Source organism: Oceanicoccus sp. KOV_DT_Chl (assembly GCF_900120175.1).
GTDB lineage: Bacteria > Pseudomonadota > Gammaproteobacteria > Pseudomonadales > Dasaniaceae > Oceanicoccus.
In genome coordinates, this window is sequence record NZ_FQLF01000002.1 from 734,293 (window position 1) to 759,680 (window position 25,388).

At 44.0% G+C, this 25,388-nt stretch carries 21 protein-coding genes and 2 pseudogenes; 8 read left to right on the forward strand and 15 right to left on the reverse strand.

Annotated elements, in window-relative coordinates:
* Positions 1-61: 61 nt before the first annotated feature.
* A complete protein-coding gene (locus tag UNITIG_RS07090; RefSeq protein ID WP_235015300.1) occupies positions 62-595 on the forward strand; it encodes a TIGR02281 family clan AA aspartic protease in 534 nt (177 codons plus the stop codon).
* Between the two features lie 70 nt (positions 596-665).
* On the forward strand, positions 666-1,517 hold the full coding sequence (gene nadC, locus UNITIG_RS07095) for a carboxylating nicotinate-nucleotide diphosphorylase (protein ID WP_101757752.1): 852 nt from the start codon (positions 666-668) through the stop codon (positions 1,515-1,517).
* A 30-nt stretch (positions 1,518-1,547) separates the two neighbouring features.
* Here the strand turns inward: nadC and UNITIG_RS07100 are convergent, their stop codons facing one another.
* The 9 genes from UNITIG_RS07100 to UNITIG_RS07140 all read right to left on the reverse strand — a co-directional run bounded on the left by UNITIG_RS07100 (position 1,548) and on the right by UNITIG_RS07140 (position 14,060).
* A complete protein-coding gene (locus UNITIG_RS07100) occupies positions 1,548-2,777 on the reverse strand; it encodes a glycosyltransferase family 4 protein (RefSeq protein ID WP_145999115.1) in 1,230 nt (409 codons plus the stop codon).
* 94 nt (positions 2,778-2,871) lie between these two features.
* Positions 2,872-3,945, reverse strand: coding sequence for a glycosyltransferase family 4 protein (locus tag UNITIG_RS07105; RefSeq protein ID WP_145999116.1), 1,074 nt, complete (start codon positions 3,943-3,945; stop codon positions 2,872-2,874).
* Between the two features lie 3 nt (positions 3,946-3,948).
* The gene (locus UNITIG_RS07110) at positions 3,949-4,476 is read right to left on the reverse strand and encodes a glycosyltransferase (RefSeq protein WP_159931116.1); all 528 of its coding nucleotides are present in this window, start codon (positions 4,474-4,476) and stop codon (positions 3,949-3,951) included.
* A 23-nt stretch (positions 4,477-4,499) separates the two neighbouring features.
* Positions 4,500-5,204, reverse strand: a complete 705-nt coding sequence (locus UNITIG_RS07115) for a glycosyltransferase (protein ID WP_101757756.1) — start codon at positions 5,202-5,204, stop codon at positions 4,500-4,502.
* 85 nt (positions 5,205-5,289) lie between these two features.
* The gene (locus UNITIG_RS07120) at positions 5,290-7,656 is read right to left on the reverse strand and encodes a polysaccharide pyruvyl transferase family protein (protein WP_101757757.1); all 2,367 of its coding nucleotides are present in this window, start codon (positions 7,654-7,656) and stop codon (positions 5,290-5,292) included.
* Between the two features lie 120 nt (positions 7,657-7,776).
* On the reverse strand, positions 7,777-9,093 hold the full coding sequence (locus tag UNITIG_RS07125; protein ID WP_101757758.1) for a flippase: 1,317 nt from the start codon (positions 9,091-9,093) through the stop codon (positions 7,777-7,779).
* A gap of 118 nt (positions 9,094-9,211) precedes the next feature.
* Positions 9,212-10,072 (reverse strand): glycosyltransferase family 2 protein, encoded by an 861-nt coding sequence (locus tag UNITIG_RS07130; RefSeq protein WP_101757759.1) that lies wholly within the window; start codon positions 10,070-10,072, stop codon positions 9,212-9,214.
* 46 nt (positions 10,073-10,118) lie between these two features.
* Positions 10,119-12,086 (reverse strand): tetratricopeptide repeat protein, encoded by a 1,968-nt coding sequence (locus UNITIG_RS07135; protein ID WP_101757760.1) that lies wholly within the window; start codon positions 12,084-12,086, stop codon positions 10,119-10,121.
* 27 nt (positions 12,087-12,113) lie between these two features.
* A complete protein-coding gene (locus tag UNITIG_RS07140; RefSeq protein WP_101757761.1) occupies positions 12,114-14,060 on the reverse strand; it encodes a hypothetical protein in 1,947 nt (648 codons plus the stop codon).
* 322 nt (positions 14,061-14,382) lie between these two features.
* Here UNITIG_RS07140 and UNITIG_RS24150 point away from each other — a divergent pair, with 322 nt between their 5' ends.
* The 6 genes and pseudogenes from UNITIG_RS24150 (at position 14,383) to UNITIG_RS07170 (ending at position 19,771) form a co-directional block, all read left to right on the forward strand.
* The gene (locus UNITIG_RS24150) at positions 14,383-14,829 is read left to right on the forward strand and encodes a pilin (RefSeq protein WP_101757762.1); all 447 of its coding nucleotides are present in this window, start codon (positions 14,383-14,385) and stop codon (positions 14,827-14,829) included.
* Between the two features lie 258 nt (positions 14,830-15,087).
* Positions 15,088-16,796, forward strand: a pseudogene (gene pilB / locus UNITIG_RS07150) (type IV-A pilus assembly ATPase PilB).
* Between the two features lie 3 nt (positions 16,797-16,799).
* Positions 16,800-18,014 (forward strand): type II secretion system F family protein, encoded by a 1,215-nt coding sequence (locus UNITIG_RS07155; RefSeq protein WP_101757763.1) that lies wholly within the window; start codon positions 16,800-16,802, stop codon positions 18,012-18,014.
* Positions 18,015-18,017: 3 nt separating this feature from the next.
* Positions 18,018-18,898, forward strand: a pseudogene (locus UNITIG_RS07160) (A24 family peptidase).
* 61 nt (positions 18,899-18,959) lie between these two features.
* Positions 18,960-19,577, forward strand: a complete 618-nt coding sequence (coaE, locus tag UNITIG_RS07165) for a dephospho-CoA kinase (protein WP_101757764.1) — start codon at positions 18,960-18,962, stop codon at positions 19,575-19,577.
* Complete coding sequence (locus UNITIG_RS07170; RefSeq protein ID WP_101757765.1) at positions 19,574-19,771, forward strand: DNA gyrase inhibitor YacG; 198 nt, start codon at positions 19,574-19,576, stop codon at positions 19,769-19,771. The genes coaE and UNITIG_RS07170 overlap by 4 nt, the downstream gene beginning before the upstream one ends.
* A 35-nt stretch (positions 19,772-19,806) precedes the next feature.
* Here the strand turns inward: UNITIG_RS07170 and UNITIG_RS23060 are convergent, their stop codons facing one another.
* From UNITIG_RS23060 to UNITIG_RS07195, 6 genes are read right to left on the reverse strand one after another with little or no spacing between them, the layout of a single operon-like run.
* The gene (locus UNITIG_RS23060) at positions 19,807-19,953 is read right to left on the reverse strand and encodes a hypothetical protein (RefSeq protein WP_159931117.1); all 147 of its coding nucleotides are present in this window, start codon (positions 19,951-19,953) and stop codon (positions 19,807-19,809) included.
* The gene (locus UNITIG_RS07175) at positions 19,935-21,095 is read right to left on the reverse strand and encodes an MFS transporter (RefSeq protein WP_101757766.1); all 1,161 of its coding nucleotides are present in this window, start codon (positions 21,093-21,095) and stop codon (positions 19,935-19,937) included. The genes UNITIG_RS23060 and UNITIG_RS07175 overlap by 19 nt, the downstream gene beginning before the upstream one ends.
* Positions 21,092-22,153, reverse strand: a complete 1,062-nt coding sequence (locus UNITIG_RS07180) for a class I SAM-dependent methyltransferase (protein ID WP_101757767.1) — start codon at positions 22,151-22,153, stop codon at positions 21,092-21,094. Before UNITIG_RS07180 ends, UNITIG_RS07175 begins: the two co-directional genes overlap by 4 nt.
* A complete protein-coding gene (gene rsuA, locus UNITIG_RS07185; protein WP_369809152.1) occupies positions 22,150-22,845 on the reverse strand; it encodes a 16S rRNA pseudouridine(516) synthase RsuA in 696 nt (231 codons plus the stop codon). The genes UNITIG_RS07180 and rsuA overlap by 4 nt, the downstream gene beginning before the upstream one ends.
* A gap of 2 nt (positions 22,846-22,847) precedes the next feature.
* Positions 22,848-23,717 carry a DUF72 domain-containing protein gene (locus UNITIG_RS07190; RefSeq protein ID WP_235015301.1) on the reverse strand — a complete coding sequence of 290 codons (870 nt, stop codon included), beginning with the start codon at positions 23,715-23,717 and terminating at the stop codon, positions 22,848-22,850.
* Between the two features lie 44 nt (positions 23,718-23,761).
* A complete protein-coding gene (locus UNITIG_RS07195; protein ID WP_101757768.1) occupies positions 23,762-25,342 on the reverse strand; it encodes a peptide chain release factor 3 in 1,581 nt (526 codons plus the stop codon).
* Positions 25,343-25,388 lie beyond the last annotated feature (46 nt).

The following is a 25,388-nucleotide window of genomic DNA, read 5'->3' on the forward strand; positions in this document are numbered from 1 at the left end:
TCTACATATAATCTTAGTACAATATCGACCATTTGATCAGTCAGGCACCAAACCTACATTAATGAGTACTCCTACCGAACCGAATGCAAGCAATACCCCTAAAAGAATGGGCCTCGCCATGTTTATTCTGGCCTGGCTGGTTTTGCTAGCCATGCTGATCACCTTTTTTGATGGCTGGATAGACGAACAAGTTAACCCTAATCAACAGCCGCTAAGCGAAATCAGCAGCACCGGCATCACTGAAGTCATCCTGATGCCCAACCGGCAGCATCACTATGTCACCAATGGCTTTATCAACGGCCACAAAGTCGTCTTCCTGCTGGACACTGGCGCCACTGACGTAGTGATTCCCAGCAAACTAGCCGCAAGCATTGGCCTGGTTGCTGGTAGAAAACAGCTTGCCAATACTGCGAACGGTACGGTAACTGTAGCCAATACAGAGCTTGATAGTGTACAAATTGGCGGCATCAAACTTTACCGCATTCGTGCCAGCATCAACCCGGGCATGCGCGATAATATGGTATTGCTAGGCATGAGCGCATTACGGGAAATTGAATTTGCCCAGCGCGGCGACGCACTTATTCTTAGACAATAGAAAAGCTGATAGAATGCCCCGCGCAAGCTAATAGCCACTCGAAACCCACGACCAACATGAAAGCATATCCATGAGCCAAGCTAACACCCTCCCTGCCTACGCCCAACAGGACCTCGAAATTACTGTCAAGCGCGCCCTACAAGAAGATATTGGTGACGGCGACATCACCGCGCGCCTGATTCCTGCCGAGCAACAGGCGACCGCTAGAGTAATCACCCGGGAAGCAGCGATATTATGTGGCCAGGCATGGGTCAATGAAGTGTTTCGGCAAATTGACCCCAATGTACAGATAAAGTGGCATGCCGAGGATGGCGCGCAAGTCGAAGCCAACCAAACCCTGTTTGAATTATCCGGATTAGCCAGAAGCCTGCTAACTGGTGAACGTGCCGCCCTTAACTTCCTACAGCTATTGTCTGGCACAGCCACGACCTGCCAACGCTACGCCAATATTGTTAAAGCCACCAAAGTAAAACTGTTAGACACCCGCAAAACCATCCCCGGCTTACGTAACGCCCAAAAATACGCAGTCACCCAAGGAGGATGCTACAACCATAGGATCGGACTCTATGATGCCTTCCTAATCAAAGAAAATCATATTGCTGCCTGCGGCGGTATAGCTCAGGCCATCGCCACGGCTAAAGAGCAGGAACCCAATAAACCTGTCGAAGTCGAGGTCGAAAACCTGGATGAATTAACCCAAGCGCTTGATGCCGGTGCCGATATCGTAATGCTGGATAATTTCACTGAATCACTGATGAAAGAAGCCGTTGTCTTAAACAGCGGCAAGGCCAAACTCGAAGCCAGCGGCGGCATTACCACCGACACATTACTAATGTACGCAAATACAGGAGTGGATTATATTTCTATTGGGGTGCTGACCAAAGACTGCCGGGCGGTGGATTTGTCAATGCGGGTTGGGTAAAGCGAGAAACCAACGAACTAATTAATAAATTTATTTACGGCACATATTCTCGATTAAATCAGCATATTGATTTCCTATAGTCTGCCAATCAAACCGCGCCAAAACAGAAGCACGTGAAGCCGCTTGTAAGCGAGCTTTTAAATCCTGATCAGCTAACAATCTATTTAACGTTTGTCGCAAACTCGCTTGATTAGAAGACTGAAAGAGCAATCCGTCTACGCCATCAGTAACGACATCAGCCACCACAGGTAAATCTGCAACCACAACAGCGCAACCACAAGCCATCGCCTCTACAGTCGTCAAACCCAAGCCCTCCTGATCACCATCGTTAGCTATTTCAAATGGCATCACTGCGATATCAGCCGCATATAAATAATCAGCTATCAGTGTATTGTGAACTGCCCCAAGAAATTCAACCTTTGTATCAAGGTTTAATTTTCTACATAAATCAACAAGCAAAGGCATTAACGGCCCATCACCAATAATTTTGAGGCTCCAATCATCCCTGCCCAGCTCAGCCAATGCCTTCAACAGAGTTGCGACACCTTTCTTATCTACCAGCCGGCCAACAAAAATCATGGCATTGCTAGCACGTAAAACTGGCTGCTTAATGGAAAAACGCCCGGCTATATCCACCCCCATTGGCAATACTGATAGTTTATTAGCTTCAATACCTAGCTGGTTTATACAATAGCTTTGCATTGGACTACTCACCACGGTTATATGATCTGCATTATTAAGAACCCAACATTTTAATTTCACTAATAAATTGCTTTTTAAACTATACAAATCACCACCGTGGGCAGTAATCAGTATTTTCTCTTTTGCTTTGAAAATCTTCTTATAGATAACAGCTACCAAGCCTTGAGGTATTATCCAATGAGCATGCAGGAGATCGATATTGCTATTTCTAGTCATCTTACTCAGCGCAAGCAGCTGCCCTGCCAACAACAAAGGAACTAGCAATAAACGCCATGGTTTTTCCTTTATATTGGCATTAATACCGGCACCATAGCAAAGCTGCTCTAGACCTTTAAAAAAATATCGATAATAAACGACCTTCACCAGACCAACATCAGTATCAACATGTTTATTCATTAGCGAAGATGATGGAGCGAGAACGTTCACATTAATATTTTCTGCTAGACGAAGACAAAGGCTCTGAATAAAATCAGGCTGACAATCCTCTGGACTCAAAGGATATGTTGTCGTCATTTCAACTATAGAAACCGACCCAATTTTTCTCTTACTCTTTTCCAACAAAAAAACCTCGAAAAAACTCTGCAATAATTCCAACCCATTTTGCTATCAACTTCTTACTCTAAACCCCTTAAACACCGAGAAAAATATACAATCAATTAGCTTTTGTTAGCAAAGACTCCAAACACCTCACCTGTTCATCCCAGCCAGAGCCTTTACTCTGCACAGAATAGGGCCGAGTAATAAAAGCCTCTAGCTGCTGCTGCAACGCTTCACTACTACCTGCTGCAAATAATGCCTCAGGGTAATCCTCCAGCACATATTTCGTGGAAGCTGTCGCACTTGCCAGCACCGGCGTACCCGAGGCTAAAGCCTCATAAATCTTTACCGGATAACTGTAATTACCAAAGCTACTATCTTCATTTACTGCAACCAGAACATCTAAACTGCGAAACACATCTACCATACTCTTGTCTTCGAGATAACCTAACCAATGTGTATTTTCCGGCACATTCAATTCAAGATTCTTTCTGCCAGTTAACACAAAATCAACCGCTGGGTTCCTGGCGGCCAGCGAATGGAAAGCCTCAAATAAAACGCTAATACCTCGACTGGAAAATATACTGCCGCAATACCCTATTAATACTTTATCCTTAGGCAGCCGCAAGTGCTCGCGCGCAGCATGCTTATTTCCAGCACAAAACATCGGGTCCGCAGCCATCGCTATCACTTGTGCATTATCAGCATCACGTGGTCGATCTACTGAAATTTTATCTAGCAAACCAGGGCCTGCGGCAGTGAGTGCAGACGCACGTTTTAACGCCCGCCGCCAAAGCCAATGCAATGGTTTTAACCAAGGTATGTAGCTTTCATAATTATCGTAAGCATCTATTAAAGAACGAGCGCCAACACTACCCGCGACACTAACAGCACAAATACCAAAATAGGTATCGGAAAAGCCTAGCAGCCAATCCGTATGAGCTTCTTCTGCAAGCGTTTTAACAAAAGAATAATAAGCAAGAGGGTTCGGCAATAAATTGACCGAGTGCCAGATAATCCCGTCACGCTGTTGCGTAAACTCAATTTGTCGCTTGTAATTAAGCAATACTAAATGAACTTCATGACCCGCCTCGGCCAAACCCTTGGCCAAATTAAAGAATCGACCATAAGGACGTTCCCATAAATCACGGGACAGAGGGCTGCGCTTGGACAAACAGATAATTCTCACTGATTAACCGTCAATTACACAGCTTTCAAACAGATTCAAATACTGTTCAACAACCGCATCAGCACTATATTTTTGCTCTACGCTTTTTCTTGCCTGCTCACCCAATTGAGAACGCGTTGCTTCTTCAAGCGTCCAAGCAATTTCGCTAGCCAACGACGCTGCAGAAAAACACTCTGCCAAAGCCCCATTATGATGATGCTCAATCATATCGGGGAAGCCACCGGTATTGAAAGCCACACACGGCGTACCGCAGGCCATCGCCTCCATTACTGTATTCGGCAGATTATCTTGTAATGAAGGTGCTACAAAGATATCTGCCGCGGAATAAACCAGCGCCATGGTCAGTTCATCATTAAAAGTCCCAAGATAATGTACAGGCAGTGAAAACTCACTCGCCTCCGATGGCTGAGTGGCACCAACAATTAATAATTCAACATCATCAGCTTGAAGCGTTAAACGATTAAGGGCAGTTAAAAGCTGTGAAAAACCTTTACGTTCATCCGCTGTGCTCGATAATGCACCAAACAACAAGTAACGCTTTTCTAAAGATAAGCCTAATAGATTTCTAGCAATTTTTTATCGATGGGTCGAAATAATTCAAGATCAATACAGTTAGGAATAGATCGCACCTTATGATTACGCAGTAAAGCACTCTGCTCTACACACTGCGCTAGCCACACACTGGGCGTCACAAAATTAAACGGCTTTTTACTCCAGTGTTTGAATTTACGTTGCCAAACCCAGCGATCAAGGTCAAATCTTCCCCGGTGAGATTGGGAAGCCGGGTATCCCGCCTTATAGCGTTCTGGCTGGGCAAGGTCATCATAATGTTCAGCCCCACAAAAAGCCCACATATCATGCAACGTCCAGACAATTGGGTGGTGAATTTTAGCTATTTCAGCAACCGACATCATTTCCCGGTTGATCCAATGCAGGTTGACTACATCCACATCCATCGCATTAATTTTCTTATGTAAACCACTAGGAAAAATATTGTAGGAATGTAAATTACGATTAACTGCATCATGCAACCAGTGCAGGGGTAAACTTAAATAATTCCTCAAATCTGCCCATGTATTAGCAGGATTGGAATCGGGCCCCAGTACAGAATAATCACCGCTCATTTTTTTAGCTACCAGCATTTGGGATTGCACACCACGCTGAAGTAAAGCCCGGTGTAAACGATAGGCAGCGCGAGCAGCCCCGCCATGAACATCCGCCTGTGACACCACCAAAACTTTTAAATCAACTGCTTTCATCTGAATATTTATTCTCAATTACCAAAAAATGAATCAAGCTTCTCACAATATCAAACACCACATTTTTCACCGAAACTATTAGGTTTCACCCGGCCTTTACCTGTAAGCGTAATAAGGCCTGCTGAAAATCACTACTAAAGTCTTTTTCTAGTGGTATAACTGGAGAGGGATTTATACCACTGAGCATGGCTTTAAGTTCATCTGCTATATTTTGTGCGGTAATTTCTTCAAGTGACAAATGAGGAATTTTCATTCGCTTAGCCAAAGTACTGACTTTACCTTGGCCCAAGGTATAATCAAGAACCAATACCGGGCTTTGCATTTCTATAGCAAAAACCATAGAGTGAAATCGCATAGCCAACACGGCATCAGCGCCAGCAAATAAAGTGCAGGCTTGTTGGGGCTCAACCTCGTGGGTCAAATAAAAAGTATCAAGACAATCTTTAAAGCTATCAACCAGCGGATTATTTCCGGAAAATAAACGCCGATAATACCAGCGATCATCACCACCATGATGATTAGTACACATTGGAAAAGGAATAATTCGCAACTTCGGATCATCCTTTACCAATAGACCTAATGCAAGCAACAACTGCTCTTCATATTGTTTCTTTAATACCCGCGCCTGCTGCTCTGAATAATTGGAATACTGCTGATGAGGCCATTCCCTAAGACCAAGTATCAAATATTTTTCACCGGTATCAACCTTGTTCACAGCGGACTTTCGGGATCTCAGCCACACATGCGCAGGATCTTCAGTAACAATATCATCACGGGTATTAACGCCTAGCGCTGCGGCAGCGGCTTTTGATTTTTCATCACGATATAAACGTATGGATGACAACGAAAGAATACGCTCAATATATCGGTTATGTAATTTGCTGCCCAAGGGACCAACGCCACACCCCGATAAAATTGTAGGCACCTGCGCACAAGCCGCGCGCTGAAACAATGCCAACATATCCAATATGGCATTCACCGCCATCAATGGACCGCCTCCAAATAACAACAAATCCATCTGAGATACTTGAGTTAGGGCCTCTTGCAAATGGATTACCTTAATGCCTGACAACTCCGGCATTTGCTGGCAGGTAAAATCAGATATATAAGGATCTAAACTTACCAGGCATATCTCAACATCCGGCAATGTTTGACACAGGCTGTGCACAACCCCACCAAGAATCGCTTTATCTCCCAGCGTCTCTGTACCGTACCATCCACAAATCATCACTTGTCTGGGTTCATCTTTGGAAAGCAGTGAAAATGTCTGTGCGGGTTTTGGATCAACCTTATCTAAGCCATAGTTCTTTTGCTGCTTTAATAATTTCGCTTGCCGTAGCACCTGACCTATTGGCACCAGTGCCTCGCCTTTAATAAATTTTCGCAAGGGCAACCCTAGTCGATCAGCCACCTCGATCGTACACTGTTTTAAAAATTCATTTCCTGGCGGAATGCCACCGTAATCGTGTTTACAATTATCACATTTACTCTGCAGTATTTCGTGTAAGTGTGGCGCATTAGAAAAATACAGTTGCGAGCTATCTTGATCGATGACACTTCCCAGCACATCACTTTCAACAGCGCAGTACATAAGTTCACCACGCGCAGAGAGGGTAATACCACGATGCTGCCAGTTACACCCTGCCTTACGTGGCTCTTGGTACATGATCTGATCAATAAGCGAACGATAAAAGAAACGCTGGGGCTCTGACTCCTCATATTCCTGAATCAAATTCTCCAGAAAAATACATAAATCGTATTTCTCTTGAAAATTAAGCGCAAATGGCTCGGTGACATTGTCGGTATACAATCGCTGGTGTGGCACCGCCAAGCGATACTTGATATGCACATCTTGGGCAATCGCGTAATCAAGTAAATCATACAGTCCGTAGACATTATCTTTAATAACAGTACATGCCAATTGATAGCTTGCAACCGCACGGGAATGTTTAGCATGCGCCAGAACTTTCTCGGCATTTTCAAAATTTCCTGGCCTGCCACGCACCAAGTCATGCACATCACCCACACCATCCAAAGAAATCATCACATCCAGATTCCCAGCGTAACGCTGCGCCATTTCACCTACAGCATCGATACTGGCTATGACTTTTTTAGACACCAGCGCATTTGTAATCAAGCTGATGGTTTTTAACTGCGGGAGATTTTTATAGAGCACCTCAACCAACTCAGGCAAATCTTTCCTTAAGGTTGGCTCACCACCATTGAGCCCGACACTTCGAACATCGGTAAATAAATCATTCTTTAAGGCATCGGAAAGCTGCTCAACACTTATCTGGGTATCAAGTTTTTGCTTCCATATTTCACACATTTGACAGCGGGCATTACAGATATCATTCACCGGAAATTGAATGACACGGGGCTTCACCAAAGGCCATGGCTTGGACTGATAAGAACGAACAATATCTTCGACGGCATTAATAATTGAACGCACATCTATCTCCGTAACTGGCAACTCGCATTTGTAATACTTTCAAACTTACTCCTCTTTCAATCATAATGCCCTTTAACATACCCCTCGATTCCAATATTCTGCTTACCGTTTTCCGTACTCCTAAGGAGCTTTAGGTAAATAACTCTTTAAATATCCTATTAAGCCTTGCAAAAAAAGCGCTCTTGTTTTCATAAAAAACAAAGGCCGCATTGCAGCATTAAACAGATCGAATAAATAAAATGCGACAAACAGTGATATTACTGTCGCCATTGCCGCTCCAATTCCTCCATAAAGTGGTATTAGCACTAGATTTAACAGCACATTACATACTGTACCCAGCAGCATCCTGTACAAAGACAATATAATTTTACCTTCAGCAAAAATCCATGAGCCGGAACACAAACCTATTGCTACAGCAGGAAGACACCAGATATAAATCATTAAAATACTAGCAGCTTCGACATATTGTTCCCCAAAAAGTGTCTCGATCAATACAGGAGCAAGTAACATTGTAGGCAATACAATGGCATAACTCATCGCCGCTAATATTAAGAATAGATTCTGCAAGCTCTGCATATAATCATGTTCTGATGTCGCTCTAACGGCAATAATAGCGGGAAAGGTTGTACTAACAATTGCAGCAGGAATAAAGTACCAGGCGTCAGATAATCTTGCCGCAGTAGCGAACACCCCCACCGCTTTAATACCCACCATCTCCTCTAGCATCAGCTGATCTAAACGCATACAAAGCATTGTACCTACTCCTGCCACAACTTCAGGCCAACATTCTGCGATCATTTTTTTGCTAGCTGCAACACTAAACTGACCGAATAACAGCTTATGATGTGCATGCCTATAGGCAATCAGCGCAAACAACCCCACCAGCATTAACTCACCACTAATAACTGCTGCAAAATATAGAAGGTCAGCTTCTAAAAATACTAGTACCAGATTTACAGCTGACGCCGTAACAAAGGCAATGCTTTTGTAGATTGTGGAATACTTGGCCGCGACCTGTGACTGAAAAAAGAACTCAATGACATCGAATGCACGAAACAGGCTACCAATAGCAAGAACCACTATAAGCAACCGGGCCTCGGGCGGCCCCACCCCCAACACCAGGCTAACAACAAGCAACAATAAAAAACAAACTACTGCCACAAAAAGTTTACAAACAAAAACTGACGCTATGATTTCATCACGCTTCTCAGGAAACCTGACCAGATCCCGAACTAACATCCGGTTTAAACCTAATGCAATTAGCGGCTCGGTTACTGCCACCAGTACAACTGCAAAATTAAGCAAACCAAATTTTTCAGGACCCAAGTAGCGCGCTATATATGCAAAAAGAAAAATGCCTATAGTGATTCGAGCAACTTTCTCGGCCAACAGCCAGAGAGTGTTATTCAAATAGGGTCTTATTCGTTCGATTTTCAAAATTTATTGTTGTCCTGCCGCGTGCTTTGAAAAGCCATTTCTACTTCTCCAACAACTATCAATTACTAACTTTCAAAAACCCAAACCCTAAACCCGTTTATAACTTTGCTTACCGCCACTACGCATTCTTTTCTTCATCCTTATAGAGAAGAGTCGTTATTTGTTCAGAGACCAGCCCCATTAAAAAAACCAGCATTGCACTAATAAAAAGCAGCGCGCTCATATTAGTAAACCGCCCCATCGTAGTGTAGGTATATCCGTAATAACAAACACCTGTTATAAAAAACATTATCGATATGGGGAAGAATATTTTTAATGGCGAATACAATGTTCCAACCTTAAATATTATTAGCAAAAACTTGGTTCCATCTCTAAGCAAATTAATATGACTCGAACCTAAACGCTTTTCAGCTTCGATCGGAATATACTTGACCGTAAAGCCAGCTCTAAAAAAGCTCATAGTAATGGTTGTTGGGTAAGAAAACCCATTAGGCAACATATAAATAAATTGCAGAAATTTATCTTTACGCACCGCTCTAAAGCCTGAAGTCAGGTCTTCTACTTTATGCCCTACCATAAAGGTAGCAAGGCGATTATAAATTTTATTGCCTGCCAAACGGCTAACACTGGCTTGCGAACCATCATTACGAGCCCCAACAACCATATCGTAGCCCTTATCAAACTCTGCCAATAAGCGAGGGATATCATTCGGTTTATGCTGCCCATCACCATCCATAAAAACAATGACGTCGCCAGTCGCTTTTTTAGCACCTGATTTAATAGCTGCACCATTACCCTTGCTATAGGGATGCCGCACCTCAACAACCTCGCAGGTCTCACAAACCGCCGAGGTATTATCATCCGAGCCATCATTAACTACGATGAGCTCAGCCATGGGCATGGCCACTTTTATAGCCGGCAAAAGTACTAGCAATGATTCAGCTTCATTTTTTGCAGGTATTACAACAGACACTTTCATTAGGTCACCTTGACGTATATAAATTCACTTAAGCAGTTGGCCGCACTCACTCACCGCAGCAGTTGTTAATCTGTAGCGATAAACGCTCAATATCCTCTAAATATTTATCATTAGCAAAGCCTTTTATAATGGCTAAATATTCCCTGGCCTCATCAACTTCTTGTGAATGAAGAGCCAAATCTGCTAAAGCTATATAACCTTTAGCATTAGGCGATATCGCCATTGCTTGCAGCAACAACTGTTTACTTTCTGCTGAACGCCCACGCTCGAACTCAAAAATTCCGTAGCCGCTTAACACATTCGAGCGCGCCCAATTACTCAAGGACTGATTATCCAAAACATTCAAAAATATGGCCTCAACCACATCAGCCTTAGCATAACAATCGCTATTACGATAACAAACAACCAGCTGGCTAAGATAGCTATCAGTACTCACCCTATACGTATTACTCTTCAAACGCTTTAATAGCTCTGCCATTATTTGCGGTGAAAACATCTCATTATAACGAGAATGAAACACTAATAACCCCAAGTAGGATGCCACATAATCTGCATCTGCCTTGGCGGCCAGATTGGCACGTTTAAGCGCCTGCTGATATAAACTTGCGGCTTCTGCCGCGCGCCCAGCTAGAATTTCTACCTCACAGGCTTGCAGATATAACATCCCCAACTCCCATTGTGATCGCGCAGAATCAGGGTGCCTTGCTGCATCTGCCTGCATCTGTCCTGCCGCTGTTGACCATTCTGCCGCACGGAGAAATGTCATACTCGCAGTAAACATTAACAACGGCAGCGCAATCAGAATAACCCGTTGAGATGTTATTAAATTCCTTTTAAGTAACTCGGCTACAAGCATTACAACGATTAAAACAATCCCTACCGAGGGCAAATAGTTCCTATGCTCATACATAATTTCCAACGGTATAAAACTTGATTCAAGGCTATGCCCGATAATAAAAAAACTGATGCCAAAGCCAAGCCAGACAAACTTTTTCCTGCAAACTATCGCAGCCAAGACTAACAACGCTAAACCAACAATTGAAATCACAGTAGAAACAGGCTTAAACAACTCCGTAGAAAATCTAAAATCATCATGATGCAAGCTATACTGACTAATATTAGGTATCACAATCCAGTTCAAATATGACCAAAGCACTCTTGGCTCGGTAAGCAAACGCTCGTATTGAGTAAACTGACGCATTTGGTAACCATCAACAAACCATGACTTAACAAATTGCAGGTAATACAGGATCACTAATACGGCAGCACCAGTTACAATCCAAAAAAACTGCCGGTAACGCTTTTCACGTAGTGATGTAGGCTGATCATTAAAGAAGTAGTATTCGATGAGAACAAAAAATACCGGCATTAGTATTGCATTTTCTTTACTTAATACGCCAAGCGCTAAACAGCTGGCGATCAAAACAGGGGACAACCACTGCCTCTTGCCTGGACTTTCTAACTGCTGCCGCCAGCGGATATAACAAACCAACCCTAACAGCGTGAACATCCCTGACAATAAGGTCATCCTTTGAACCACATAAAAAATAGTTGATATATGTAGCGGATGGATAGCCCAGAGCAAACCCACACTAAACGCCAATAATGTTATACGTTTCGGAGTAAGCCATTCATTGTTTTTTGCCTGTAACTGGAGCAGTAATATTGAAAGTACAACAACGACTAGCGTATTGAGCAGATGAATAGCAAGATTGGCCATTTTAAAAGCAGGAGCAGAAAGGCCACTAAAATAATACGACAAGGAAAAGCTCAGCATTGATACCGGCCTGCCAAAATTTCCTGTCTTCCCTGAATCCCACCCCTGCATCAGGCTTTGCCAGCTGGTACTTTCTATGCGAATGTCTTTATTAAGCTCAATATTTATCCGATCATCAAAAACAAAATCGCCATTAACCGCAGAGTACATTACCAGCACGACAATCGCAGCCAAACCAACAGCATATGCAGCTAAATACTTTCTCGATACGGATTCATTTTTAAGACTAAAACTCATTCACTGCACTCTGTATAAAATCGTCAACTACTTTTCTGATTTTTTAAAATCAAAATTAATGCCTTTATCGCAACATATAGCAACATATTCACTTAACAACTCAATTTGCTTTTTCGATTCAGCGCTATCACTGACGATTAACTTGTACCCCGCAAGGTATAACTCCGCTTTATCTTTATTACCCAACTCCAAACTATGCACAACTAATCGGGTATAAGTACTTTCCAGTGGATAAAGTGCTAACGACTGTTCAAACAATGTATAGGCTTTGTTAATATCCCCTCTTGCATACACATACTCAGCATATACATACTTTAATTCTGCCAATAAATAATCACTGATCTTTGGGTTGGAAAACACTGCATTAAATATTCGTCCAACAATAGGCTCTAATGCTTTTGCATCAGTTCGCTGCAACGCACAATCAACCAGAGTTTTAAATCCTTGATGATTCTCTACTCGATAAGGATAAACTAACCTCTCCTCCAAACTTACCACCCAACGCTCATCAATGGACTCACCTGTTTCACAACGAGTAGCCACCAGCCCGATTAAAGCCAATGACGACCTGGGATCAGCTGCCATTGCATACTCAGCATACTCCAGACCCTTTTCATAAAATGCGGGTTCTCTACGATTTAAAATGACACTTTTTTGATACTCTGTCAGATACCAACGCCCCATCTCCCATTGGGTACGAGCAGAATTGGGGTGACGCTCGGAAGCCGCAAGTAACTGTAAATGGTAGTTACCCCACTCACTGGAACGCATCAACGTGGCTGCAGCTAATACCACCAACCAAATCACCACTAGAGGCTTTTGAATAGCGCTTACCGATGACTGCCCGAGCGAACTGCTAACTAGCAAAACCAGACAGAAAATCACGCCAAAGCTAGGCAAATAATTACGGTGCTCAAACACCATCTCTAACGGGATAAAGCTGGATTCCAGCACATGGCCCATCAAGAACCAGCCCACACCAAATGCCAGCCAAGGCTTTTTAGCCCTGAAAATGCCAGCGACAATCAACAATACCGACCAAAACACCGCCGACAGCAGTGTGGTCTGAGGGCGTAACCAAGCGGTTGATTTGAGTATATCGTCATGAAAGAAACCATACTGGCTTATATCCGGAATGATTATCCACTGTAGATAGTGGGTTAATACTCTGAGCTGGGTAAGCAATCGTTCATACTGACTAAAGTCTCGCTGCAAGTAACCACTGCTAAACCAGGCAGCGTAAAAATGCAGGTAGCACAACAGGGCAATAAAACTAACCAAAGCAGCACTGAATACTATTTGACGATAGACTGGCCCATTTTCTTTTGAAAATATCCAGCTTTCTATTAAAAGAATAAAGCCAGCCAGCAAAATAGCATTTTCTTTACTTAAAAATGCCAGTGCAGAAAGTAATAAAAAAAGCGGAACCGCCAACCATGCCGACAACACGCTACGCCGCCACTCAACATAAACCCAAAGCGCATACAGACTGAACAGTGCAGCCAGCATCGCCATCCGCTGCACCACATAAAGCACACTTGACACCTGCAAAGGATTTAGAGCCCACATCAAGGCAATAATTATCGCCAGGCTAAATACCTTTTCGTGCTTTACCAATCCTCGCACTGCCAATACCAGCAACAGACTCCGGCTTAGACCAAAAACACCTATAAATGTCACTACATGAACGAGTATATTGCCTAACTTAAAGGCCTTTGGATCAACATCACCGGCTAAATAGTAATTCAAACCAAAACTCAACATGGAAACAGGCCGCCCTAAAATACCGGGGTCACCTGCCATAAGCCATTGCTGCAAACCATCAAGACTTAGTTGATCAACGCGCAATTGCTCATTAAGGACAATGCTATTGAAGTCATCGAAGATGAATGCTCCCGTGATTCCAGGTACAAAAGCAAGGAAAACAATGAAGCTGACGATTAGCAGAGCTAGCCAGATTTGATAAAAGCGCATTATTTTAATTAAACCACCTATCTATATAACTCAAACCGCGAACAACAAACCAAACAGATGACAAAATTTGTCACCAGCTGTCATTATCAGTCATAAAAAGCTTCACTTGAAAACTACGTGCCTGCTTGATAATAGCCTAAGCCTATTTTTTTTCCATAAAAAACAAAGAGTTAAAAAAAACCTAAAATTGGCACGGACCATGCTATGTACTTAGTAACGGCGAATAGCCTACAAAGTTTTCTCTTTAACTGGCGAACGAGCCTAAAGCGACTACGCTATTTATCGAATTAACCCTTTTTGCTTTAACCACGAGGAACGACCCATGAAAAACACACAACAGGGCTTCACCCTAATCGAACTGATGATCGTTATTGCCATTATTGGTATCCTGGCTTCAGTAGCAATCCCACAGTATCAGGTTTACACACAGCGTTCTGAAGTAACCACTTCTATCAGCGCAATTCGCCCATTACAGTTAGCCATTCAGGAATTTGCTGCATTGAATGCAACATTGCCAGCAGCACTTACTGATATTGCACGCTTCGGTGCACCATCTAATGCGACTAGCTATGCTTCAGGTATTGTGGCTTCAGCGGCAATGACCAATGGCGATATCACCATTACCTTTAAAGGTGCAGGTAGTGCCCCAGCTGATGTAGCAGGTACAACACTTATCCTGGATGCCTCTATCAGTGGTGCAGGTAATGTTAGCTTCAGCGCCAACGGTGGTACTCTTGAGACTAAATTCCGCCCTAACATGAACAACTAATACCCTTGTTCTAGTGCTCCAAGCGCTGCTCGTCAGAGCAGCAACCTAAATGCCCATACCCTTGTATGGGCATTTTTGTTTATAGCTATTACTACTTCTCAACCTTCATTTGCCTCTCGCAAAGACTCCTTGCGCCATACATCACAAACGCCACTAAAATTAATCACAAACCCTAACATGTTGTAGAAATTAAACTACAATCAAGGGGTTAGTTACTTTTTTGTATTTTTTAAGTTTTTCTTTGCAGGCTCAAAAACAATGAATGCGATTCCTCTTAGCGGCCTTGCCCGTCGACTGGTCAGGGACAATATACTCACCGAAGAAACCGCTCAAAATGCATTCCAGAGTGCCAGCTCTGGAAAAACACCTTTTGTCTCTTATTTGGTGTCGGAAAACCTCTGCGATAGCGCCCATATCGCAGAAGCCGCTTCTGATGAATTTGGAGCACCGCTATTCGACCTATCAGCATTCAACATGGAAATGTCGCCACGTGACCTGGTTGATATCAAGCTCATTCAGCAACACCACACACTACCTCTCTACCGTCGGGCAACCGACTATTTATCGCAGTTTCAGATCCAACCAATTTACGCGCACTCGATGAAATCAAATTCCATACCGGCATTAACACCGATGCCGTATTAGTTGATGAAAAATTACTCAGCGATGCGATTGCCAAATACGTTGATGCCAATGACGAACCTCTAGGTGGTTTCGATGATCTGGAAGACGGTCTGGAAGACCTGGACATAGAGGCGGTAGATGAAACCGGGGCTAAAGAGAACGATACCGGTGGAGATATAGACGAGACCCCTATCGTAAAATTTGTTAATAAAGTATTAATTGATGCTATTAAAACCGGTGCATCAGATATCCATTTTGAGCCCTATGAAAAATCTTATCGGGTACGATTTCGTACCGATGGTATTCTACAAGAAATGACTCGACCGCCTATGTCACTCGCAGGAAGGTTAGCAGCTCGTTTAAAAGTTATGTCGCAAATGGACATCTCCGAGCGCCGCATGCCGCAAGATGGCCGGATTAAAATGAAGCTATCCAAAAACAGGGCGATAGACTTCCGGGTTAACACATTGCCGACACTATTCGGTGAAAAAATCGTATTGCGTATATTAGATCCCAGCAGCGCCCAAATGGGAATCGACGCACTGGGTTACGAGCCCGTTCAAAAAGAAATGTTTATGCACGCCTTGAAGCAACCACAAGGCATGATATTGGTTACTGGCCCAACGGGTAGTGGTAAAACAGTGTCCCTCTACACCGGCTTAAATATTCTCAACGAGCCTGATATTAATATCTCCACAGCGGAAGACCCCGTAGAAATTAACCTGGAAGGGATTAACCAGTGCCATGTAAACCCCAAAGTGGGTTTAACATTCGCTGAAGCGCTGCGCTCGTTCTTACGTCAAGATCCGGACGTCATCATGGTAGGGGAAATACGCGACCTGGAAACAGCCGAGATAGCTATCAAAGCCGCACAAACTGGCCACATGGTGATGTCGACCTTGCACACCAACAGTGCTGCAGAAACAATAACCCGCTTAATGAATATGGGGGTACCAGCGTTTAACGTCGCCACATCCGTTAGCCTTATCATTGCCCAACGACTGGCAAGACGGCTGTGCTCAAATTGTGCAGAACCCGCCGAGATACCTAAAGACTTACTATTGAAAGAAGGATTTACCGAAGAGGATTTAGAAACCGCTACCTTGATGAAGCCCGTAGGATGCTCTAAATGCTCTAACGGTAGCAAAGGGCGAGTGGGTATTTATGAAGTGGTTCGCATTACCGATGAGATTGCTCGTATTATTATGGAAGGCGGAAACTCCATCGAAATTGCAGATCAGGCTCGTAAACAGGGCTTTAATGACCTGCGTCGTTCAGCATTAATGAAAGCAGCCCAAGGCTTAATTAGCCTGGAAGAAGTAAACCGGGTGACCAAGGACTAAGTTATGGCAACAGTAGCAAAAACCAGCATCTATGTTTGGCAAGGGACCGACAAACAGGGCAGGCCCACTAAAGGCGAAAGTAGCGGTATTAGCCAGACAATGGTTAAGGCGCAGCTACGCAAGCAAGGCATCAACCCCAAGTCGGTAAAGAAGAAGCCCAAACCGCTTTTCAGTAATGCAAAACCGATAAAGCCTAGTGATATTTCTGTATTTACTCGTCAGTTAGCTACTATGATGAAAGCAGGTGTTCCACTGGTACAAAGCTTTGAAATAGTTGCCGATGGTTTAGACAATCCTTCCATGGCTGACTTGGTCAATAACGTTAAAAACGAAGTTGCATCGGGCACCAGCTTTGCCAATTCAATCGCTAAACACCCAAAGCATTTTGATGACCTCTATTGCAACCTGGTAGCATCCGGTGAACAATCCGGTACCTTAGAAACCATGCTCGAGCGTATTGCAACGTACAAAGAAAAAACCGAAGCCCTTAAAGCAAAAATTAAAAAAGCCATGACCTACCCTATCGCGGTACTGGTTGTCGCAACCATCGTAACCGGTATTCTGCTGGTGAAAGTTATTCCGCAATTTGCTGAATCCTTCGCTAGCTTTGGTTCAGAACTGCCGGCCTTTACCTTGTGGGTATTAAGCCTTTCCGAGCTGGTTCAGGAATGGTGGCTAATCATTCTTATAGGGATCATGGCCAGTGTTTTCCTATTTAAAGAAGCCAGAACCAGATCCCCTCAAGTGGCGCTGGCCGTCGACAAACTCTCATTAAAACTACCCGTGGTGGGCGACATCATTTTTCAATCCATCATCGCTCGTTTTGCCCGCACCCTATCGACAACCTTCGCCGCGGGTGTGCCGTTAATCGATGCACTGGAGGCGGTATCAGGCACCGCCGGCAACATCATCTATGCCTCTGCAATCAAACGTATTCGCGAAGATGTGATGACTGGGCAACAATTAAATACATCGATTAAAGCTACAAATTTATTCCCCAATATGCTGCTACAAATGGTAGCCATTGGCGAACAATCCGGCGCCCTCGATGACATGCTGGAAAAAGTAGCCCAACACTATGAGGATGCGGTTGATAACTCAGTAGACAATCTTACTTCATTATTAGAACCCATTATCATGAGCTTTTTAGGTGTAGTGGTTGGCGGCTTAATGGTAGCTATGTACTTACCAATCTTTATGATGGGCGCTGCGATTTAACCGATGACTATAGCTGAAGTATTACAGACCTCGCCTGCTCTATTAGCAGGCATGACACTAGTCATTGGCCTCTTGGTAGGTAGTTTTCTAAACGTAGTGATCTATCGTCTCCCCCTAATGATGGAGCGCGAATGGAAAAGCGAATGCCGTTTGATATTAGAATTAGACAGTGAAGACACCCCATTAGAGACCGACACCTTTAATCTTGCACATCCCGCATCACACTGTCCAGGCTGTGATGCCCCGATAAAACCCTGGCAAAATATCCCTGTTATCAGCTTTTTATTCCTCAAGGGAAAATGCGCCAAATGTAATACCAAAATATCCATACGCTACCCCATTATTGAAGCCATTACCGGTATTCTATCGGTGATTATCGCTCTGCACTTTGGCGCATCTGCGCAGACTATAGCCGCCTTATTGTTTACCTGGTGCTTAATCAGCCTGACGATGATTGATGCCGACACCAAACTACTGCCTGATCAAATCACACTACCATTACTGTGGGCCGGTTTATTAATCAACAGCTTTGGACTATTCGTGCCACTCTACGATGCCGTATGGGGCGCTATTGGCGGCTACCTAAGTTTATGGTCGGTTTATTGGCTGTTTAAATTACTCACCGGTAAAGAAGGGATGGGCTTTGGTGACTTTAAATTACTGGCGGCACTGGGCGCATGGATGGGTTGGCAATATTTATTGGTCATCATATTATTATCCTCATTGGTTGGAGCAGTAGTCGGCACTATTATTCTGACTCTCAGCAAGCAGGGCGTAACACCGCGATACCTTTCGGCCCTTATCTCGCTGCCGCTGGCTGGATTGCCTTTCTTTGGGGTGATCAAATCATTACCACATACTTGAGCATTAGCGGTATCAAATAAGCTTAAAAACCCCTCGCATTCAAGTTAAACTACCCCGCCTTACACTCCATGAGCTATCTCTATGTTTGTCGTTGGTTTAACAGGCGGTATTGGTAGCGGCAAAACTGCCGCCTCTGATCATTTTGCCCAGCTTGGTATCGAGATTATTGATGCAGATATCGCGTCAAGAGTCGTTGTTGAGCCGGGTACACCAGCGCTCAAGCAAATCGCCGACCATTTTGGTGCTGATATTTTATTGAGCGACCAATCCCTTGATCGTGCCAGCTTAAGGCAGAAGATATTTGCCAATCCTGAAGACAAACAGTGGCTGGAAAATTTACTGCATCCCTTGATTGCCGAAGAAATATTTCGAAGCATTAATCAGGTAGCTAGCCCATACGCGCTATTTGTATCGCCTTTATTAATTGAATCTGGTCAGGACATAATCTGTGACCGTCTATTAGTCATAGACGTACCGGAATCGGTCCAACTCGAACGCACTATAAAACGCGACAGTAATGATGCAGAACAGGTACAACGTATTATGGCTAGCCAGGCAAGCCGCGAGCAACGCCTGACAAAAGCTACCGATGTGATTGAAAACACCGCAGGCATTGAACACCTGCAACAACAAGTTGAAACGCTGCACCAACAATTTTTGCTACTAGCAGCCGCAAAAACCAAGAGCAACGAACAATGAATACAGCAACAAAGAAGATTCCCTGCCCAAGCTGCAAGACAGCCATCGAATGGCGAACAGACAACCCCAATCGCCCGTTCTGCTCGGAAAGCTGTAAAAATAAAGACTTTATCGCATGGGCGGAAGAAGACAGAGCCATGGCAGGGAACCCGATTTACGATGACTTTCTATCTGGAGATTTAGAACAGGAGTAAACTGATAATGCATCAAACCGGCTAACCAGCACGCCCTATCGATGCTTATCAAGCACGACTTTAACTTTAAGCGCACTATAGCCACAGACAAAAAACGCCACAGCCGCAACCAATATCAATAACAAACGGGCATCAACACCAAACCAGGCAAAGCTTGCGGCTATTAATAAAAAACTAAACATGCCAATATTCTGCCCAAATTATTTGCTGCCAGGATTTTACCCAAGTGTTGCGGGTCACCGTAATATTGAATAATTGAATTTAGCGGCACAATGAATAAACCGCCGCATATGCCGATCACAAAAAAATTGATTCCATGAAACCATAGCGCTGGCAATATCGGCAACCACAATAAACACAGCGCAATACCGAGCGCAGGCAAGGATAACCAGCGAATATTAAATACTGCATCAGCGTGTTCGCTCCGGGTAAATTTTGCCGCAAGCAGCGCCCCCACCATAATCCCAATACCGGTTACCGCCATCACTCCTTGAATAAATACAGTATTGGTTTCGCCAAGATCCGCTTTGGCAAATGCAGGAAAGGCCGCCAGCATTAATTGTGAAACCGACCAAAAACCTGCCAGGCCCACAATGGCAACAACAATAACCGGGTGGGAATATACTGGCTTGATAGCCTTGGCTATATCCTGACCGGTAATATATTCTTTCAGACTAAATCGCAACTCGGGTTTTGGCTGCTCCAACTCCGGCAACCGGTAAGCCATAATGAGTTCGACCACGCTATTTAGTACCAGCAACCACCCGACCGGTGCAAATGCCTGTAAAATTGCGGTTTCATTATTTTCGCCAACCGTTGCATAATGCCACTCGAATAAAATCGACATAACAAAGGTACCCACCAGAATGGCAGTTATTGTTGTTGCCTGCACGACGCCGTTAGCTGCGGTTAGACGATCCGCACCCACTAATGCACGTATATAACCGTACTTAGCGGGAGAATAAAAAGCACTTTGTGACGCTAATAAAAAAGTCATTCCAAAAGCAGCCCAAAACCACCCCAAATAATAAAACAGCGTAATTAACAAGGTCAGCGCCACCGCCAACCAGGCGGCTATGCGCATAATATTATTCTTTGGCCAGCGATCAGAACAAAATCCGGCAGGGCTGAACAGTAGAATAAAGGGCAGTAGAATCAATGCGTTTACTATCGCGGTTAATACCACCTGATAATATCCGTCGTACACCTTAAATACGGTATTCTGGATCAACATTTTGTGCCCCTGATCAACAAATGCATTCAGGAATAACAAAATCACATAAGGCAGGAAGCCACGAATTTTCGCCAATGATTTTTTCATCATGGCGTCAATACCAACAACTTAAAACTGCCGTTATTCGCCAACATATCGATGTCAGAAAAAAAACCTTTGGCTTTCCGCTCCAGCGGAATAAAACTATTAACCACAAAAAACGCACGCCCTTTTGGTTTAAGCAGCCGCTTGGCGGTTTGCAGAAACCTATCGGTCAATTCACCACTGACATCAAATCCTTGATGAAACGGAGGATTACATAACACCAGATCAAATTTATTATTAATACTCGCAGCACAGTTATCCAGCACCACACTACCGCTAATAGCAAAGCGTTGAAAATTAATCTCACATAAAGCTACCGAACTGACATTGTTATCAGTAGCAGTAAACTCTGCATCACAGTGCAGTGCAGCCAACACGGACAGATAACCAAAGCCGCAACCCAAATCCAGAACAGAGGCAGGCGGAGACTCCATACTTTGCAATAGCTGATCAAGATGTTGAACTAAAAACGCACTACCCCGATCAATTTTTTTCCATCCATAGACCCCCGGCTTGCTGCATAAACTTATCTTCCGCCCATCAACATCAGTAGTAACGTCTACTTGCCGCTTATAATCATGATCATCTAATGGGGCAGACAACATATCGCCTTTACGCAGGCAGGCTAATATCGAACTATTGCTACTGCGCTGCTTTTCAACTAATTCTCCGAGATAACGTTGCGCTTTTTCACTATAAGTTTTAGCGCCTTCATTTTTATACCCCGCTAAACATAACTCACCACCAGCAGACAAATAAACACCTGCATTATTGATGACATGATGGACGACAGGCTTTTCTTTAGATACGCGGTAGTAAATTCTATCCAGTGAGTTATGTTCAAACTCACTAAAATCAAAATCACTCAACAAAACACTAAAACCATGTTGTGATAAAGCCAGAGACAAATCATAGCGATTAGTCATCACCGTTAGATTATCTAAAGGCGTAACCTTAACGAGATCAGCCACAGCAATATTTTCATCAACGACCCACAGCGCGCGCTGCTCTTTGTTTAATATAGCTAACTGGTGGCACAATAAATCAAAGGCATGATCACTCATATACTTGCCACTTCTTCAACTGTCAGTGCGCGGTACTCACCTTCACTCAACGCCTGATCCAAAAGAATTGCCCCAATCCGTTCGCGGTGTAATCTTTCGACATGATTGCCAATAGCAGCAAACATTCTTTTAACCTGGTGATACTTACCTTCGCTGATGGTCAATCTAGCCGTGTGATCATCTAATAATTCCAATGTGGCGGGTAGCGTAGGTTTTTTTTCGCTATCTAATTTTATCCCTTGCTCAATCTTTTCTATCTGCTCAGGACTGATAGGATCAAACGTTTCCAGCCAATAGGTTTTTTTGCAATCCTTGCGCGGGGAAGTCACCCGATGCGACCAGACACCATCATCACTGATAAGTAACAAACCAGTGGTATCAATATCCAAACGCCCGGCAATATGCAGCTGATCTATATTATCCTCCTCCAATAATTCCAACACTGTGATATGCGTGCGGTCTTTAGTGGCGGAAATATACCCCTGCGGCTTGTGTAACATGAAATATCGATTACTGACACTGCGCAGGTTTTCACCATCGATAGCCACCAGCGCCACCTCACTCACTGCTGCCGTCGGATCGGTAACGACTTTACCTTCAACCGTCACCCTTTTTTGCTTAAGCAATCGTTTAGCCTCTGCCCGGGAATAATCGGTTACCGATGCCAAATATTTATCAAGTCGTATCGTCATAGCTAAAATAATGCGGTTTGCATTTCGTCTTTAATCAATTTGGATAATGGTTGCCAACCAGGAATACCTTTTAATAGTTGATGAAAGATAGCGGCCTGCTCTGGTGCACCAATATTATCCGGGGTATGAATAAATACTGTAGGCTTGATTCCCTGTTGCTGCCATTCAGCTATTTTTTTAACCCATGGGAGTAAATACTGTTCGTTATGATGAAAGTCTGAGCCGCCAATAAAACGAATAATAGGTTTTTTTGCCGTAGTGATTGCATGCACTGGTAAACGAGGCTTTTTTCGATGCGCTTCTTTTTCCTCCGCCGTCTGAGCAGATCGGCTAAATAAAGCACGACTATCAAAACAGACCCTATCAACATTATGCTGCCGCAATAGTTGGTTAAGTTGCTTCTCTTCATCACCTCGATTAAAAAAATCCAAGTGCCGAACCTCCACAGAGAACTGAAAATCCGCCGGCAATTCCTTTAGAAAACCTTGTAGATCGGGTAGCTGACGCGGAGCAAAACTATCCGGTAGTTGAATCATAAAACTACCCAGGTTTTCAGCCAATGGCTCCAGGCGCTTTAAAAAATCACTGAATTCCACCCCACAATAGCGCAAATTATTTTCATGGGTGATTTTGCGTGGCAACTTAAAGCAAAAACGAAAACCCGTGTGCGCCTGCGACTTCCAACTCTGCACCACTGCTTTATCAGGCGTTGCATAAAAGGTGGTATTACCTTCAACACTGGCAAACACCGAAGAATAATGTTGCAGGAAGTTTTTACTATTGGCACCAGCAGGAAACAAACTGCCTAACCACTGCCGGTTAGACCACATCGGCAACCCTAGGTGATAAAAGCCATTATCCACCTGATTCACTGCTTACTCCAAAGTTAATGTCTCAGCCGCTGCCTGAAAAATGCTTAGTGTTCCCTGGTGGACGTAAAAGTAATCTCTGGCCAACGTTCTTCCATAACCTGCAAATTAACCCGCGTTGGTGCCAAATAGGTTAAATGGCCGCCGCCATCTATGGCCAGATTTTCAGCCGCCTTGTTTTTAAACTCTTCTAACTTCTTTCTATCCGCGCAATCTACCCAGCGTACTGTATGAACACTGACGGGCTCATAGATCGCTTCCACTTTGTATTCATCTTTCAAACGATAAGCAACAACCTCATATTGTAACTGTCCTACCGCACCCACAATTAAATTGGAATTATTCAGCGGCATAAAGACCTGGGTCGACCCCTCTTCAGACAACTGCTGCAATCCTTTTTGCAGTGCTTTCATTTTTAACGGATCCTTCAAGCGAATAAGACGAAACATTTCCGGAGCAAAGTGGGGAATTCCGGTATATTTCAACTCCTCACCGGCAGTAAACGTATCACCAATCTGAATGGTGCCATGGTTGTGCAAACCGATAATATCTCCAGAGACCGCTTCTTCTACTGCCTCACGCTCACCGGCCATAAACGTCACCGCATCCGCAATTTTTATATCCTTAGCCAAGCGTACATGTTTCATTTTCATACCCTTGGTATAAGTCCCTGAGCATATCCGCATAAAGGCAATACGATCGCGGTGCTTGGGGTCCATATTGGCTTGAATTTTAAAGATAAAGCCGCTGAAGTCTTCTTCATCGGCAACCACATCTCGGCCAAGGGTATGACGAGGTAACGGCGCTGGTGCCCACTCAACAAATCCATCCAGCATTTCACGGACACCAAAATTGGATAGCGCAGTACCAAAAAATACCGGGGTCAAGGTACCTGCAAGGTAAGCCTCGACATCAAATTCATGGCTAGCCCCACGAACCAATTCAATTTCGTCAACAAAGTCGTTGTAATACACACCCAATAACGCTTTGGCCTCATCACTCCCCAAGCCTTGTATCTGTATATCATCCGCAATCACATTGCTTTGACCATGCTTAAAAACATGAATAACATCGGTGTATAGGTTGTATACCCCCTGAAACTCCTTTCCCATCCCAATGGGCCAATTAATCGGCGCCCCTTTAATAGAAAGTACCGCTTCAATTTCATCCAACAAGTCAATCGGGTCGCGAATATCGCGGTCCATTTTGTTAACAAAACTAAGAATCGGTGTGTCCCGCAGACGACAGACTTCCATCAGTTTAATGGTACGCGCCTCAACACCTTTTGCTCCATCAACTACCATTAACGCCGAATCCACTGCGGTCAACGTACGATAGGTATCTTCAGAAAAGTCTTCGTGTCCCGGCGTATCTAACAGATTGACCATGCGTCCTTTATAGGGAAACTGCATCACCGAAGAGGTCACCGAAATACCCCTCTCTTGCTCCATACCCATCCAGTCAGAAGTAGCGTGACGATCCGATTTTTTACTCTTCACTGTACCAGCGATTTGTATCAGCCGACCAAGCAGCAACAACTTTTCGGTAATCGTGGTCTTACCCGCATCCGGGTGCGAAATGATGGCAAAGGTTCGGCGCTGGGCCACCCTTGAAGTAATAGAACTCATAGTTTACAGTCTTTGGCTAATCGAAAAGTCGCGGATTATACCTCAG